Here is a 15,849-nt window from a genome sequence, read left to right as displayed (position 1 = left end):
ATTTGCTAGCCCAAGACGGGGCATGACGCCGAAATATACTCATTGCCTCATTGCCGCGACGGGCATCCTGAATGTAAGAACGCAGGACGAGGATGCCAGTTGGGTTCCCAGCTTTGGCATTCCCAGCAAAAACGTTCAACACAAAAAAATAAATTATAAAACTATCGAATTCCAAGAAATACCCAGAAAATTCAAGGTGTTAGCACATAAAACCGCCATTTCAGGTACAATCGCGCCCATGAAAACCGTGCCAAAAAATCTCTTCTCCTTTCCCCGTTTCCGCCCTGATGTTGGCGGTGCGAAGGCCGCTCCTTTTTTACCGATGTCGCGTGCGGAAATGGATGCCTTGGGCTGGGATAGCTGTGACGTGATTTTAGTGACTGGTGACGCCTATATCGACCATCCAAGTTTTGGCATGGCGCTGGTTGGACGTTTGCTGGAGCAACAAGGTTTTCGCGTGGGGATTATTAGCCAGCCAGACTGGCAATCTGCTGATGCATTCCGCGTCTTGGGTAAGCCAAATCTGTACTTTGGCATTACTGCCGGCAATATGGATTCGATGGTAAATCGCTATACGGCAGATCGTAAAATCCGCTCAGAGGATGCATACACCCCTGATGGCGATCCAAACAAGCGTCCCGACCGTGCAGTCGTCGTGTATTCACAGCGCGTGCGCGAAGCCTTCCCTGGCGTGAGTGTCGTGATTGGCAGTATCGAGGCAAGTTTGCGCCGGATTGCGCATTACGATTATTGGTCGGACAAAGTAAAACGCTCAGTATTGCCAGACTCAAAAGCCGATATTCTCTTATTCGGCAATGCCGAGCGCGCTTTGGTTGATCTGACGCATCGCCTTGCAGCAGGCGAATCGATCAAAGAAATCCGAGATCTGCGCGGCACTGCATTCATGGTGCCTCGCGGCTGGATGCCCTCCCCGGATTGGACAGAAATCAATTCAACCCGCGTAGATACGCCGGGCAAAATCGAAGCCCATCTGGATCCGTATTACATGGCACCGGAAAATGCCTCGTCTTGCGAAACCAAAATTGCTGACAAAACATCCGGACAGGTAACAGAAACAGCACCACCTCAAGACGTCGTGCAAGCACAAGCCATACGCATCATGAGTCGCGAAGAGCGGCAAGCCATGCTGCAAGAAAAGCTGCACAAGACAGCGATTCGCCTGCCTTCCTATGAATCGGTATCAGAAGATCCGGTCATGTACGCTCATGCCTCCCGCGTTTTCCATCTAGAAGCTAATCCCGGAAATGCAAAATCGCTGATACAAGCACACGGCGACCGCGATGTATGGTTGAATCCGCCACCGCTGCCTCTGGCAATGGATGAGATGGACGGCGTATTTGATCGCGCTTACGCACGAGCACCACATCCTAGCTATGGCAAAGCACGTATCCCCGCTTGGGAAATGATCCGTTTTTCCATCAACATCATGCGCGGCTGCTTCGGCGGTTGTACCTTCTGCTCAATCACAGAACATGAGGGCAGGATTATCCAGAGTCGTTCTGAGCCTTCCATCTTGCGCGAAATTGAAGAAATTCGCGATAAGACGAAAGGCTTTACTGGCACGATTTCCGACATGGGTGGCCCGACTGCCAACATGTATCGTCTGGCTTGCAAAGATAAAAAAATCGAAGAATCCTGCCGCCGCTTGTCCTGCGTCTACCCTGGTATTTGCAGCAATCTCGGGACGGACCATAGCAAACTAATTTCGCTTTACCGTAAGGCACGTGCAGTTCCTGGGGTGAAAAAAATATTAATCAGCTCTGGCCTGCGGTATGACCTTGCTGTACGATCGCCAGAGTATGTGAAAGAACTGGTCACCCATCACGTTGGTGGCTTGCTAAAGATCGCACCTGAACATACTGAAGCCAATACTTTGTCGAAAATGATGAAGCCCGGCATCGGTGCCTACGATGAATTCAAGGCGATGTTCCAGAAATATTCAAAAGAAGCAGGTAAAGAACAATACTTGATTCCTTATTTCATCGCGGCTCATCCAGGTACCACAGATGAGGATATGGTCAATCTGGCGCTATGGTTGAAGAAAAACGATTTCAAATTGGATCAGGTACAGACCTTTATGCCGACACCTATGGCGCTGGCAACCACGATGTACCATACGCGCAAAAATCCTTTGAAAAAGATCGACGAAAATTCAGAGATAGTAGAAACCGCACGCTCCGGAAAAATTCGTAAATTCCATAAAGCGCTATTACGTTATCAGGCACCGGAAAATTGGGAGATCGTTAAAGAGGGCTTGTTGCGCATGGGGCGCGGAGACTTGATTGGCAGTAGCGAACGTCATTTAATTCCACCTCGCGCACCGGTCGTTCCCGTCGTCGACAAAGGCATTAACAATGGTCGTCGCGTAGCGGCACCTAAAATGAATACCTTTGGCAAAAATGCCGTTGGACGTGCCACGCCGGGAAAACCTGTTGCCAGCTCGCCAGCAAGCGCACGTCCTGCACTGGCATTCCGCTCAGCCAAGGCAAAACCGGCAACTAGCAAGGCCGGTCGCAAGTAAATTACGGCTAGCACAACGAACATCGAATAAGTCGCCCAAATCAGGGTGACTTCATCTTTTGCGTTTTTGAACTACTTCACGATACCGTTTCAGTATCTCATCGTATTGCGTATTAATATGCGCTTGCTCGGCCTCATATTTTTCGTTACTCAATTTGGCGCTTTTAATCGCCGATGCCAATTGACTTGCACGTCTTTGTAAGTCGGCATTCTCTTCTGCCGATTTTTTGCCTCCGCGTTGTTGCACATTTTGAAGATCAGCCTGTATCAGGCCAATATCTTTCAGTTGCTCATTATTGACGCGGATTTTTTCTTTCACACTGGCGATGGCGCGCTGGCGGGCAGCCTCAATATCTGCTTCTGTCCTGAAGTTTGCTAAAAGATAGAGTTCTTCTTTTTTTCTCTGCTCTTCAAGTTGCGCTTCCTTCTTTTGAGCTTCCTCTTCGGCATCTGCTTTGCGACGTTCTTCGGCCGATAAGGGACGCGGCACTTCTTTGAGAGGCTGCGTCACCGTCTTTCGTACAAACATAGAGCGATTTGCACACTCGGGAATGGGACTATCGGAAGTTAACGTGCGGCCCGCAGCATCTTTACAAGTATAAATCTCTGCTTGTGCGTGTAAAAAAACAACTCCCCCAGCCATACACAAGATAGCTGTAAAAGTTGTTTTGATATTTTTGGCCGACATAGTAATCCATCACCTCAAACGCACAGTAAGACACCGCAAAGATAAAACAAAAAAGAAACTGCTTTTTTAAGCAGGAATCACACTAAAATAGTTAATAACCATAAAGTTTAATAGTCAAACCGTCAATAAAATCTTATCTCAATCACGTCCTGAATGTCTGATTTTAAAAACTATGGCACATCACAAATTAATTGGTGTAAAACATTAAGGTCTGCTACCAGAGACTGTCGAGTATATCAACATCACTTGCGCTTCCAGCGCCCACCACCAGGAGACACGTATGAAACATATGAAAACGGTTTTGATACTTGAGCATACAGAAGAGGTGTTTGACAAGCTGACCTGCGATGTCTGTGGCGCAGAGTCCCGCTGGGATGAAAACTGGAGCACCAAGGAGAGCGAAAAAATCACAACCACTGTGCAATTGTATGAAGAAGAATCCCTCCCGAGCGGAGGACAATCACAGCAAATGCAATACCATATCTGCCCGACGTGCTTCAAAGAACACCTGGCAAAATGGTTTGAAAGTCACCGCAAGAGCAAATCAACCAACGTTAGCTCGGTCTGGTAATCTGCAACAAGACCTCTCAACATTCTCCCAACGCTGTATTTCCGATGAAATACAGCGTCGTTCCTCGGCAAATCTACCCCGCTTTCAGTTGAATCCAAATCCAGAACCGCCCCAGGCTCGGGTATAATCGAAGGTTTGATTTAAATACGATAGAAGAAAAATATGGAAGCCGAACGCCTTAATAGCCTGTCCGCCCTGCTCGCCGATCTGACGACGCGCGAAGCCGAACTTCGGAGGTATCTTTGACTTCGATGTCAAGTCAGAGAAACTAGAGCAAGTCAACGCCGAACTCGAAGATCCCAAAATCTGGGAAGAACCGAAACGTGCGCAAGAATTAGGCAAAGAGAAAAAATCGCTCGAAGCCATCGTCCATACGCTGACGAAAATCGATACCGACCTTAAAGACGCGAATGAAATTTTTGCGATGGCGCGTGAAGAGGACGATGAAAACACGCTGGAAGCCATTGAGGTCGATGCACAGATATTAAAAGGTCTGGTCGAAGGCATGGAATTCCGCCGGATGTTCAACAATCCCATGGATCCCAACAACTGCTTCATCGACATCCAGGCCGGTGCCGGCGGCACAGAAGCCCAGGATTGGGCGTCCATGTTATTGCGTCAATACCTGCGCTATTGCGAACGCAAAGGCTTCAAGGTCGAAATCCTGGAACAATCTGATGGCGAGGTAGCGGGCATCAAAACCGCAACACTCAAAGTGGAAGGCGAATATGCGTATGGCTTCCTGCGTACCGAAACCGGCGTGCATCGTCTGGTGCGCAAGTCGCCGTTTGATTCTGCGAATGGCCGCCACACTTCGTTTTCCAGCTTATTCGTGTATCCGGAAGTCGATGAATCCTTCGAGATTGATATCAATCCGGCGGATGTTCGGGTCGACACTTACCGCGCATCCGGTGCCGGTGGTCAGCATATTAATAAAACAGATTCCGCCGTCCGTTTGACGCATGGCCCATCAGGTATCGTAGTTCAATGTCAAAACGATCGCAGTCAGCATCGCAATCGCGCTGAAGCCTGGGAAATGTTAAAAGCGAAATTATTTGAACTCGAATTACGCAAGCGCATGAGCGAAAAACAAAATCTGGAAGACACCAAAACCGACGTCGGCTGGGGCCATCAGATTCGCTCCTATGTACTGGATCAATCCCGTATTAAAGATTTGCGCACCAACTTCGAAATGGGAAATACCAAAGCGGTACTCGACGGTGACCTGGATGACTTTATCGCCGCCTCATTGAAGCAAGGCGTTTAAATAATTACGAGCCGGATTCGGCATCAAACGAACGACGACTCAAAAGAACCGATCTTATTATCCGAAGTAATTACTACATCGAGAGAAATTTCATGTCAGACCAAATAAATAACGCAGCAGCAGAACCCGTGGTGGATGAAAACTCCATCATCACCGAACGTCGCGCTAAACTCGATGCGATTCGCGCACAAGGTATCGCTTTTCCGAATGATTTCCGCCCGCAGCATAAAGCTGCAGCCTTGCAGGCACAATATGGCGAAACTACCCGTGAACAGTTAGAAGAACTGAATATTACCGTCAGTGTAGCTGGCCGTATGATGCTCAAGCGCGAAGCCGGTAAAAAAGCCGCATTCGCCACCTTGCAAGATGCCTCAGGTATCAAGGCTGATGGCCGCATTCAGCTGTACATCACAACGGACAAAACCGGTGAAGCCGAAATGGAAGCCTTCCGTCATTATGATCTGGGCGACATTCTTGGTATTGAAGGTGTTTTGTTCAAGACAAAAACTGACGAACTGACGGTCAAAGTAACGACATTGCGCCTGCTGACGAAATCGCTGCGCCCTCTGCCGGATAAATTTCATGGCCTGGCAAATCAAGAGACAAAATACCGTCAGCGCTATGTTGATCTGATCATGAGCGAAGACACGCGTCGTACCTTTAAAGCACGTACTGCGGCGATGACCTCGATCCGCAACTTCATGAATAGCAATGAGTTCATGGAAGTCGAAACACCGATGCTGCACGTAATTCCAGGCGGTGCAGCAGCCAAGCCCTTCATCACTCATCACAATGCGCTAGATATGCAAATGTATTTGCGTATCGCGCCTGAACTGTATCTGAAGCGCCTTGTTGTTGGCGGATTTGACCGCGTATTTGAAGTCAACCGTAACTTCCGTAATGAAGGAGTATCACCACGTCATAATCCAGAATTCACGATGATGGAATTTTACGCAGCCTATGTCGATTACAAATGGCTGATGGACTTTACGGAACAAGTGATACGCAAAGCGGCAGAAGACGCGCATGGTACAGCCGTTCTGACTTACCAGGGCAAAGAACTCGATCTGAGCAAGCCATTTCAGCGTTTGACCATCGTCGGTGCCATTAACAAATACGCGCCACACTACACGCAGGAACAATTGCATGACGCCGGCTTTATCAAAGCTGAATTATTGAAATTTGGTGTAAAACCGTTTGCGACAGCGGGTCTGGGCGCCTTGCAGCTAGCCTTATTTGAAGAAACGGCAGAGGCGCAGTTATGGGAGCCAACTTACATCATTGACTATCCAGTCGAAGTCTCTCCATTGGCGCGTGCGTCAGACACCGTTGCAGGCATCACGGAACGTTTTGAGTTATTCATGACCGGTCGTGAAATCGCTAATGGTTTCTCCGAGCTGAACGATGCAGAAGATCAGGCAGCACGCTTCCAGGCGCAGGTTGCCGCCAAAGATGCAGGCGACGAGGAAGCGATGTACTACGATGCGGATTATATTCGTGCGCTGGAGTACGGTCTGCCTCCGACAGGCGGCTGTGGCATTGGCATTGATCGTCTGATGATGCTGATCACCGACTCACCGAATATCCGTGACGTGATCTTATTCCCGCATTTACGTCGTGAAGATTAATTCGCTCGGCCCATCAACGTAAATCCCATAGGGACTGTAAAATTTACAGTCCCTTTTTTATTTGTACTTGTTTGTGCTTATTCGTGTTCGTTTGCACTCCAATCTGACCAACGCTCATAACAAGTTCGCCTCCATACTCACATCACCGACCCAATTACATGCAAGCTACCCATCCCCTGAAAAAACTACTGAGTTATGCACAATCGTATCGCCGTGATTTTCGACTGGCGACGCTTTACTCGATTCTGAATAAATTTTTCGATGTACTACCAGAGGTGTTAATTGGTGTCGCCGTTGATATTGTCGTCAATGGGGATAAAAGTTTTCTGGCGAAAAAAGTGCTCGGTGGCTTTGGCATTACCGATACCTGGCATCAGTTACTGTTACTTGGTGTGTTAAACGTTGTGATCTGGGGCGGCGAATCCTGGTTTGAATATTTGCTCTCCCTGAAATGGCGTAAGCTCGCGCAAAATCTTCAGCATGATTTGCGCCTCGATACTTACAGCCACGTGCAAAAACTCGAAATGGCCTATTTTGAAAATCAACGCACAGGCAACCTGATGTCGATCCTGAACGAGGATATCAATCAGATGGAGCGCTTCTTAAACGGCGGTGCCAATCAAATTATCCAGGTCATCTGCTCATCCATCATGGTTAGCGCGGTGTTCTTTGCTCTACAACCTTCCCTGGCAATTATTTCCTTGCTACCCGTACCGGCAATCCTGATCGGGGCTTTTTGGTTTCAGAAACGTCTCGCACCACGCTACGCAGAAGTACGTGAAGCTGCCGGTGATGTTAGCGCACGATTGAATAATAATTTACTCGGTCTCGCAACGATCAAGGCTTTTGCAACTGAACATTTTGAAAGCAAACACATCGCACAAGCCAGCGACGCCTATCGCAGCGCCAATGGACGCGCAATCGCCATCAGCTCCGCGATTACACCGGTCATCCGGATGGCGATTCTGGCTGGCTTCACCGCAACACTGGTCTACGGTGGCTGGCTGACCCTACATGGCGAACTCGCTGTCGGTGCTTATTCTGTGCTGGTGTTTTTGACCCAGCGATTATTGTGGCCGCTCACGGGATTGGCGGAAGTCGCCGATATGTATCAACGTTCGATGTCCGCGATTGACCGGGCGATGAACTTATTGAATACACCGATCAAGATCGCATATGAGGGGACGCACCTGTCACCGCAGCAGGTTAAGGGAGAGCTGCACTTTAACCATGTAGGATTTTCTTATGCGGAGACGGCAACATTAAGCGATATCAATCTGACGATCCCTGCCGGAAAAACCGTCGCCTTTGTCGGCTCCACCGGCTCGGGCAAATCAACACTGGTCAAGCTCTTGCTGCGCTTTTACGAATCACAATCAGGCAGCATCAGTCTCGATGGACAGGCAATTAACGACATCAACTTACAAGATCTGCGTCGCGCTATTGGCTATGTTGCGCAAGATAGTTTTTTAACCGATGGCACGATTGCAGAGAATATCGCTTACGGTCTGAGCGACGTCTCTGAGCAAGCTATTGCTGATGCAGCCCAAGCCGCCGAAGCAACGGAATTCATTCAGAAACTCCCCCTGGGTTTTGCTACCCGTATTGGCGAACGCGGGCAAAAACTCTCCGGAGGTCAGCGTCAGCGACTCGCTCTGGCGCGCGCAATTTTAAAAAATCCGCCTATCCTGATTCTCGATGAAGCAACCAGCGCCGTAGATAATGAGACCGAAGCGGCAATACAGCGCAGCCTCGACGTCGTCAGCCGTAACCGCACAACGATTGTGATTGCACATCGTCTCTCAACTGTCAGACAAGCCGACTGCATCTATCTTCTCGAGTCGGGACAAATCGTCGAAAGTGGCACGCATGAACAACTGCTGGCACTCAATGGCGGTTACGCGTCTCTGTGGCGACTGCAAACTGGTGAACGCCTCATCGCTAATCAATAAAACGATCAGCCAATGATGTTGCACTGCCAGACAAATGCGAATGCTAAAATCGATGTCAATTTTTTATAACGGGTTTTGACAGTATGACTACATCAATCAAATACGGCATTGCAGGCATTCTCGCCGGCCTTATTGGCGTCATGATCTACGGCGCAGCGACCTATGTGCTACACGTAGCTCCGGCGAGCAGCAGCACCGTCAGCTTGCCGGTACAGCCGTTCGAGGTCGATGCCAGTTGGGTCAAGTCAGGTCAGCCTAATTTTAAAGCAGTGGAATTTTCAAAGGCGGCGGATGGTAGCTCAAGCTCTGGGATCTTTGAAGCAGACGGTCCATCGACGTTTGAATGGCATTATCAACTCGATGAGTCGATATATGTACTGAGTGGCGGCGTTGACATCGACTATCTGGGTAAACGCTTTACCCTCAGAGCAGGTGACACCGCATTTTTTCGTGCGGGCACAACGGCTTTATGGCATGTGCCTCAAGGGGGAATACGCAAAACCTGGACGCTTTACAACCCTGGACGACTGGCACGCTGGTTTGCGCGTTTAAGCAACTAACAACTAGCAAGCCACAACGCCACGCCGGCACAGCGGGCATCAGCACAATCAATGCCCTCTTTCACAATTTATCGCAATTAACGATACTCCACCCCACTATTTTCAAACCCCTACGAAAACAGTGCGGATGGAGTATTGTTTTTACCTATACTCCCCTATTTTTCTTATTTTTTAGCTTTACTGACCTGTGCGGCTAAAGCCAGAGCGCTCAGAAACGCATTTTCTACCCTGCCACTGCCGTCCAGACCGGCAGCGAACCAGTCTCCGCAGACGCCTATTCCTTGTTTGGCGTTCCACAGGCAATCTTCTGCCAGTGGCTTGGTCGCTTGCGAATAACGCCAGCGGTGGGCTACTGCGTGGATGGCCTGAATTGGTGAGCCGGTAGACTCATGAAAAGCTTTGGACAGTTTTTCTTTGACACGTTCCGCATCATCTTCCAGATGTTCAACACTCCATTCCGGAGTTGCATGACAGACCCAGCGCTCACCGGCACGGTGGGATGGTTTGGCGGTATCGCGTGCAATCCAGCCAAGGCGGGAGTTGTTGACCCAGGCGCCGTCATAACCGAGATTGAGCTCGGTCTGAAAGCCAAGCATCAGGGTCCAGCATGGCGCAAGTTTTTGCCCGGCGGCTTGTTTTGCCATCGCAGGTACGACTTCGAGTAAAGGTGTTGCCTGCTCAGGGGGAATTGCCAGGATGACGATATCGAAAGGGCCGGCCGATGCCGGGATGGCGACTTCATCTGATTTCACTGAGAGCAGCCATTGTTGGTCAAAGGCCTGAATGGCGACGACTTGCTGTTCGGTGCGAACATCTAATCCGTGCGCGAGTTGCTTACCTAGCGAGCTCATGCCTGGCACTGGCACAAAGCGCTTGCCCGTGCTGCCAGCGGCTTTCGTGATTCCGTGATCGAGCGTCACGAGCTTGCTTTCCCATGGCACGACCCAGCCGAGCTTGCGCCAGTCGGCGACTTCTTTTTTAAAACGATCTGAATTGGTCGTGAAGTATTGTGCGCCATGATCAAAACCACCAAGTTCGGTCACGCGGGTGCTCATACGACCGCTGACTCCTCGGCTTTTTTCGTAGACGGTGACATGGTGCCCCTGGGACTGCAACTGACGTGCGACAGTGAGTCCTGCTAATCCTGCTCCAACAACGGCGATTTGCATAGGTAATTCCTTTTCAGTTGTTATTGGTGACGTCGATGATTGATTATGATTGTCAACTACAGCTAGTTGATTACTCGTCAGGGCGTGGCGATGTCCGATGTGCCGAAGGTAAGTCATGCCGCGCTCTGAATATCTGCCAGCCCAAAACAAAAACGCCTGCAGAAATATGCCTGCAGGCGTCGTCTCAGACCGGATTGCCGATCTTTTTTTTCTTGATCAAGTCTGGTACTGCCATAGGCAAGGACATTTTATTCTTCCTGCTCTTCAACCGGCCAGTCACGGATATAGGCTTTGAGCATCTTATTCTCGAAACTTTGCGCTTCCAGAACGGCTCTGGCGACATCGTAGAAGGAAATCACGCCTAGTAAGGTTTTTGCGTCCATGACAGGCAGATAGCGAGAATGTTTCTCCAGCATCATGCGGCGTACTTCATTAACTTCGGTCTCTGGTGTGACGGTCAGCGGATGATCATCCATGTACTTGCGTACGGTGCCAGCGCCAAGCGAGCCCTTATTATTGTGTATCGCACGGATCACTTCGCGAAAGGTCAGAATGCCGGACAGATCGCCGTATTCCATCACAACCAGGGAACCGATATCTTTTTCTTCCATGACACCAACGGCATCAATGATCGACGTATCCGGGGTGATGGTATATAGGATGTTGCCTTTTACTTGAAGAATTTCCGAGACTTTCATATTGCTCTCCTCTTTGTCACTACCTGATTTCGCTAGGTGCCAGCCTCATCAATTTGTTTGGCCTGCTTTCAGTTTCGTTGCTTTCCTGATGGCACATTTGATGTTATGTGTTCAATGTATCGCAAGCCTTGCAAAAAATCCAGCAAAGCGATGAACTAAATCACATGAAAATATCGCTACGCTGCATACGCACCCGATTTGCATGACATTCACACGCGGCACGTCTATCGGATTACCCGCGGTCATATCATCTGTGATGGTCGCGACAGAGAAGTCATGCTATTTGATGGAATTACACTCTAGCCCCTTATTTAGCGCTATGAAGAATGGTAGCATTACCCTATTGAAATTAAGAGAATAACATCACAATGAGCGGCCCTAAATACCTCGGTTTTGATACCCTTTCGCTGCATGCCGGTGCAGCACCTGATCCGACAACCGGCGCGCGCGCCACCCCGATTTATCTGACTTCTTCGTTTGTTTTTAAAGACTCTGACCACGCAGCCTCTCTGTTCAATATGGAGCGGGCGGGCCATGTATATTCACGCATCTCTAATCCGACCAATGCCGTACTGGAAGAGCGCATCGCCGCGCTAGAAGGCGGTGTCGCGGGGATTGCCGTTGCCAGCGGTCAGGCTGCAATGCATTTGGGACTGGCAACAATCGCCGGGGCAGGCTCGCATGTGGTCGCCTCACGAGCATTGTATGGCGGTTCGCAAAACTTGCTGGCTTACACCATGAAACGCTTTGGCATTGAGACCACGTTTGTCGATCCACGTGATCTGAATGCCTGGAAAGCGGCAATCCGCCCGAATACCAAGGTACTGTTTGCCGAAACGCTGGGCAATCCGAGTCTGGATGTTTTGAATATTTCCGCAGTTGCTGAGATTGCTCATGATAATTATCTCCCGCTGATGCTGGACTCTACCTTCACCACGCCGTATCTGTTGCGCCCGTTTGATCATGGTGCCGATCTGGTGTTTCATTCCGCGACCAAGTTCCTGTGCGGGCACGGCACCGCGATCGGTGGCTTGCTGGTCGATGGCGGCACCTTTGACTGGCAAGAAGCGTATGAAAAAACCGGACGCTTCGGCGAACTGTGCGAACCCTATGACGGCTTCCATGGCATGGTGTTTTCAGAAGAATCGACGATTGCTCCGTTTTCGCTGCGCGCACGGCGTGAAGGTTTACGCGACTTTGGCGCCGTAATGAGTCCGCATAATGCCTTCGCGATTTTGCAAGGTATAGAAACACTAGGCCTGCGCATGGACCGGCATGTCGCAAATACACGTAAAGTCGTCGAATATCTGGTCGCTCATCCAGCGGTCGAATCGGTATCGTATCCCGAGCTGGAGTCACATCCGGATTACGAACTCGCCAAGACCTTATTGCCAAAAGGTTGCGGTGCCGTATTCTCGTTCAGCATCAAAGGCAATCGCGCTGCGGGCCAGCGCTTTGTTGAATCACTGACGCTGTTCTCGCATCTGGCGAATGTCGGCGATGCCAAATCGCTGGTGATTCACCCTGCCTCCACAACCCATTTTCGCGTTCCGGCAGAGCAATTGGCGGCATCCGGCATCACCGAGGGCACTATGCGTTTATCGATAGGACTGGAGAATGTCGACGACCTGATCGACGATCTGGCCCGTGGTCTCAAAGCTGCGCAGAAAGGAGCCTGAGATGCTGTTAAACGTTCATGGACATCCTGCGTATTGCTACACCGGCGGTAAAAACTTCAATCCTGCGTTGCTCACTGCCGTATTTATTCACGGTGCACAGAACGATCATTCGGTCTGGATATTGCAGACCCGCTATTTTGCCCATCATGGTTTTAATGTACTTGCCGTTGACTTGCCCGGACACGGCCGCAGCAAAGGTGATGCACTGAGCAGTATTGAACAGATGGCGGACTGGCTGATCGCCTTGCTGGATGCGGCAGGTGTACAGCAAGCCTGCCTGATCGGTCACAGCATGGGCTCACTGATCGCATTAGAAACCAGCGCACGTGCGCCAGCCCGTGTCAGCAAATTAGCGCTAGTCGGCACTGCTTATCCGATGAAAGTATCGGATACCTTACTCAACGCCGCGCGCGACGAAGAGCAAACTGCGATTGATATGGTCAACATCTGGTCGCACAGCACGATTGCGCACAAGCCGTCTTGCCCTGGACCCGGATTTTATGTCATGGGCGGCAGCCAGCGTCTGATGCAGCGCATTTCTAAAATCAATCCTGCCAAAGTGTTTTATACCGATTTTTCTGCATGTAATGCGTACACCAATGGTGAGCAGGCAGCGCAGGCAGCCACATGTCCGACGCTGTTTTTACTAGGCAAAAAAGACATGATGACGCCACCGAAAACGACCAGCACTTTGCGCACAGCCATTGCTCATAGCAAGACAACGCTGATCGATAATTGCGGACATTCACTGATGGCAGAGCAAAGCGATACCGTATTACAAGCGCTGTTTGACTTCGCAACATCCTGATTACTCGCTGGCGACTGATGAACCGCTCTCCCGCACGCGGGAGCGGACTTTGGTTGGAGTGAGTGAAGGACTGCGCGAATAGAATGCGTCAATTAATTTCTAAAAATTAGCGGAATCAAATTTTGTGTTTTGATTTTGGCTTGAGGTCGCTGCGTACCAATTATAAAAGCGTTCACCCTGCCCCCATTTGTGCGAAAAAGCATTCAAGGAAGTGTCAAAACAGAAGGGCGCAAACACGCTGATAGCAATGCGTTTTAAAAATAAGTTTTGAAGACAAACTTAAAAAATAATAGATCTGAATAAATAAATGGAAAACTGGTTACTCTTCACCGCAACTGAGGCGGCGCTTTCTCTGTCACCTGGCCCTGCTGTCATGATGGTCGTAGCCTGCGGTATCGCACGCGGCTGGCGCATGTCCTTATTTGTCACGCTCGGCATCCTGACTGGCAATGCACTATTTTTCCTCATTTCAGCGACCGGAATAGGCTCGGTTATTTTGGCGTCGCCCAAGCTGTTTATGGCGATTAAATATCTCGGAGCGGCATATCTGGTGTATCTCGGTTTATCTGCGATATTTGGCAAACCTTCGCCAATCACGCTGAGCAGCATGGATGGCACCTCACAAAGTGGCCAACGGATTTTTACAGGCGCCCTGATGCTACAGATGACGAATCCCAAGGCGATGCTCGGCTTTGTTGCGATCCTGCCGCAGTTCATTGATCCGCAGAAGCCGATCGCCTTGCAAATGATCGTACTCGCGGCCTGCTCGATGATTCCTGAATTTTTTATTTTGCTTGGCTATGGCATGCTGGCAAACAAAGCCAGCCATTGGGCCACGCAGCCTAAATACAGCGTCATTACTGAGCGCATTGCAGGCAGCTTTGTATTGATCGCTGGGGTATTAGTGGCGATAGTTTGATTCGGGCGCCGGTCAGAGTTGGATCACCATTTAAGCATGTATATCATTCACAGTAGGAGACAAGGATGAATATCAAACACACAAAGTACAATAGCTTTGCCGAGTTTTATCCGTTCTACCTGACCGAACATCGCCATCCTACATGTCGCCGGTTACACTTCATTGGCTCGACGCTGGTTCTGGTTTGTCTGGCGTCATTTTTTATTACGAGCGCTGGAATATGGCTGGTCACCGCACCGGTCTGCGGTTATGGTTTCGCCTGGATAGGTCATTTTGGTTTTGAAAAAAATAAGCCGGCTTCATTCAAACAACCGCTGTATTCACTCATGGGCGATTGGGTGATGTATTGGCAGTTACTGACAGGGAAGATTGGTTTTCAGGCGAACTGAGGCGATTAATCTGATTACAAAATAAACTTCCTCAGAGAGATCGGTGCAGTAATCATGTTGAGAGTAATTTGATCAATGTCATTTATTAGAAAGGAATCTCTATGCTATTAGGTCTGCGCACTGCTATTTATCCCGTTAGCGATCTTACTCAAGCTAAGCACTGGTATGAGCAAGTCTTGGGTGTCAAACCATATTTCGATGAAGTTTTTTATGTGGGATTTTCTGTCGGTGGTTTTGAGCTGGGCCTCATACCGGATGGTGTACCGGGAACCAGTGGCCCACAAGCCTTGTGGGGTGTCGCAGATGCAGTTGATGCGATGGCGCAGCTACTGAGTCATGGTGCAATTGTGCTCGACCAGGTCACCGATGTTGGCGGCGGGATTAAAGTCGGTGCCGTACAGGACCCGTTTGGCAACCGCCTTGGAATTATTGAAAATCCACATTTTATCGCCGCTAATGTCAGATAAGCTGAGCACAATCTGCATACCAGCCTGGCACGATCAAAAAAACTGATGCGTCATACTGATATGCGGAATGCCCGCTTCCTCAAATATCTCACCGTCGCGGCTATAGCCGTTGGCGCTGTAGAATGACTCCGCTGAAATTTGCGCATTTAGCTTGACGGCCTGATCGCCGCGCTGGCGTGCCTGCTGCATCAGGCTTTGCAAAATTGCTGCCCCGACGCCCAGACCACGTGCGGATTTGCGTACTGCCATACGACCGATATGGCCATCCGGCAGCAAGCGTCCTGTGCCTAGCGCTGCGCCAGCCGCATCATAGGCAACGGCGTGCAGGCATTGCGCATCCATGTCATCCCACTCCAACTCAGCAGGAATATTTTGCTCGATCACAAAGACGTCGTAGCGTATCGCTTGCGCGTCCTTTTGCAGATCGGCCCAGGAGCCAAGTGTGATCTTCAGGGTATTCGTGCCGACATTGTTGCTGTGTGCATCGGTGGTGCTCGTCGTAGTGCTTGTCAT

The 15,849-nt window shown here is 49.9% G+C and carries 15 protein-coding genes; 11 read left to right on the top strand and 4 right to left on the bottom strand.

Annotated elements, in window-relative coordinates:
- Positions 1-322: 322 nt before the first annotated feature.
- Complete coding sequence (locus tag ACO0K3_RS02395) at positions 323-2,542, top strand: YgiQ family radical SAM protein (protein ID WP_422982099.1); 2,220 nt, start codon at positions 323-325, stop codon at positions 2,540-2,542.
- A 51-nt stretch (positions 2,543-2,593) separates the two neighbouring features.
- Here the strand turns inward: ACO0K3_RS02395 and ACO0K3_RS02390 are convergent, their stop codons facing one another.
- Positions 2,594-3,229 carry a DUF4124 domain-containing protein gene (locus ACO0K3_RS02390; RefSeq protein WP_422981523.1) on the bottom strand — a complete coding sequence of 212 codons (636 nt, stop codon included), beginning with the start codon at positions 3,227-3,229 and terminating at the stop codon, positions 2,594-2,596.
- A 280-nt stretch (positions 3,230-3,509) separates the two neighbouring features.
- Here ACO0K3_RS02390 and ACO0K3_RS02385 point away from each other — a divergent pair, with 280 nt between their 5' ends.
- From ACO0K3_RS02385 to ACO0K3_RS02365, 5 genes are all read left to right on the top strand, one after another.
- A complete protein-coding gene (locus ACO0K3_RS02385; protein WP_422961811.1) occupies positions 3,510-3,800 on the top strand; it encodes a hypothetical protein in 291 nt (96 codons plus the stop codon).
- A 162-nt stretch (positions 3,801-3,962) separates the two neighbouring features.
- Positions 3,963-5,067, top strand: a protein-coding gene (gene prfB, locus ACO0K3_RS02380) for a peptide chain release factor 2 (RefSeq protein ID WP_422981521.1) whose coding sequence is annotated in 2 segments (ribosomal slippage) — positions 3,963-4,043 and positions 4,045-5,067 — 1,104 coding nt in all. Because the reading frame shifts where the segments join, the coding sequence is not laid out codon by codon here.
- Between the two features lie 92 nt (positions 5,068-5,159).
- Positions 5,160-6,695 (top strand): lysine--tRNA ligase, encoded by a 1,536-nt coding sequence (gene lysS / locus ACO0K3_RS02375; RefSeq protein ID WP_422981519.1) that lies wholly within the window; start codon positions 5,160-5,162, stop codon positions 6,693-6,695.
- A gap of 158 nt (positions 6,696-6,853) precedes the next feature.
- Positions 6,854-8,647 (top strand): ABC transporter ATP-binding protein, encoded by a 1,794-nt coding sequence (locus ACO0K3_RS02370; protein WP_422981517.1) that lies wholly within the window; start codon positions 6,854-6,856, stop codon positions 8,645-8,647.
- An 83-nt stretch (positions 8,648-8,730) separates the two neighbouring features.
- The gene (locus ACO0K3_RS02365) at positions 8,731-9,207 is read left to right on the top strand and encodes a cupin domain-containing protein (protein ID WP_422981515.1); all 477 of its coding nucleotides are present in this window, start codon (positions 8,731-8,733) and stop codon (positions 9,205-9,207) included.
- 164 nt (positions 9,208-9,371) lie between these two features.
- Here the strand turns inward: ACO0K3_RS02365 and ACO0K3_RS02360 are convergent, their stop codons facing one another.
- Together ACO0K3_RS02360 and ACO0K3_RS02355 are read right to left on the bottom strand one after the other, a co-directional pair.
- Positions 9,372-10,376 (bottom strand): NAD(P)/FAD-dependent oxidoreductase, encoded by a 1,005-nt coding sequence (locus ACO0K3_RS02360; protein WP_422981513.1) that lies wholly within the window; start codon positions 10,374-10,376, stop codon positions 9,372-9,374.
- Between the two features lie 248 nt (positions 10,377-10,624).
- Positions 10,625-11,074 carry a CBS domain-containing protein gene (locus tag ACO0K3_RS02355; protein ID WP_422956842.1) on the bottom strand — a complete coding sequence of 150 codons (450 nt, stop codon included), beginning with the start codon at positions 11,072-11,074 and terminating at the stop codon, positions 10,625-10,627.
- Between the two features lie 368 nt (positions 11,075-11,442).
- Here ACO0K3_RS02355 and ACO0K3_RS02350 point away from each other — a divergent pair, with 368 nt between their 5' ends.
- From ACO0K3_RS02350 to ACO0K3_RS02330, 5 genes are all read left to right on the top strand, one after another.
- Positions 11,443-12,753, top strand: coding sequence for an O-acetylhomoserine aminocarboxypropyltransferase (locus ACO0K3_RS02350; protein ID WP_422981511.1), 1,311 nt, complete (start codon positions 11,443-11,445; stop codon positions 12,751-12,753).
- A gap of 1 nt (position 12,754) precedes the next feature.
- Entirely contained in the window at positions 12,755-13,561 is an 807-nt protein-coding gene (locus tag ACO0K3_RS02345; RefSeq protein WP_422981509.1) for an alpha/beta fold hydrolase, read from the top strand.
- 307 nt (positions 13,562-13,868) lie between these two features.
- Positions 13,869-14,480 carry a LysE family translocator gene (locus ACO0K3_RS02340; RefSeq protein ID WP_422981507.1) on the top strand — a complete coding sequence of 204 codons (612 nt, stop codon included), beginning with the start codon at positions 13,869-13,871 and terminating at the stop codon, positions 14,478-14,480.
- A gap of 65 nt (positions 14,481-14,545) precedes the next feature.
- Positions 14,546-14,869, top strand: a complete 324-nt coding sequence (locus tag ACO0K3_RS02335; RefSeq protein WP_422981505.1) for an Mpo1-like protein — start codon at positions 14,546-14,548, stop codon at positions 14,867-14,869.
- 101 nt (positions 14,870-14,970) lie between these two features.
- Positions 14,971-15,336, top strand: a complete 366-nt coding sequence (locus ACO0K3_RS02330; RefSeq protein ID WP_422981503.1) for a VOC family protein — start codon at positions 14,971-14,973, stop codon at positions 15,334-15,336.
- A gap of 33 nt (positions 15,337-15,369) precedes the next feature.
- On the opposite strand, the gene ACO0K3_RS02325 is transcribed toward ACO0K3_RS02330, so the two are convergent.
- Entirely contained in the window at positions 15,370-15,849 is a 480-nt protein-coding gene (locus ACO0K3_RS02325; RefSeq protein ID WP_422981501.1) for a GNAT family N-acetyltransferase, read from the bottom strand.

The organism is Undibacterium sp. Rencai35W (assembly GCF_049340185.1).
Lineage (GTDB): Bacteria > Pseudomonadota > Gammaproteobacteria > Burkholderiales > Burkholderiaceae_D > Undibacterium.
The sequence above is the reverse complement of the archived record's forward strand: the minus strand, read 5'-3'. Positions and strand labels throughout refer to the sequence as shown.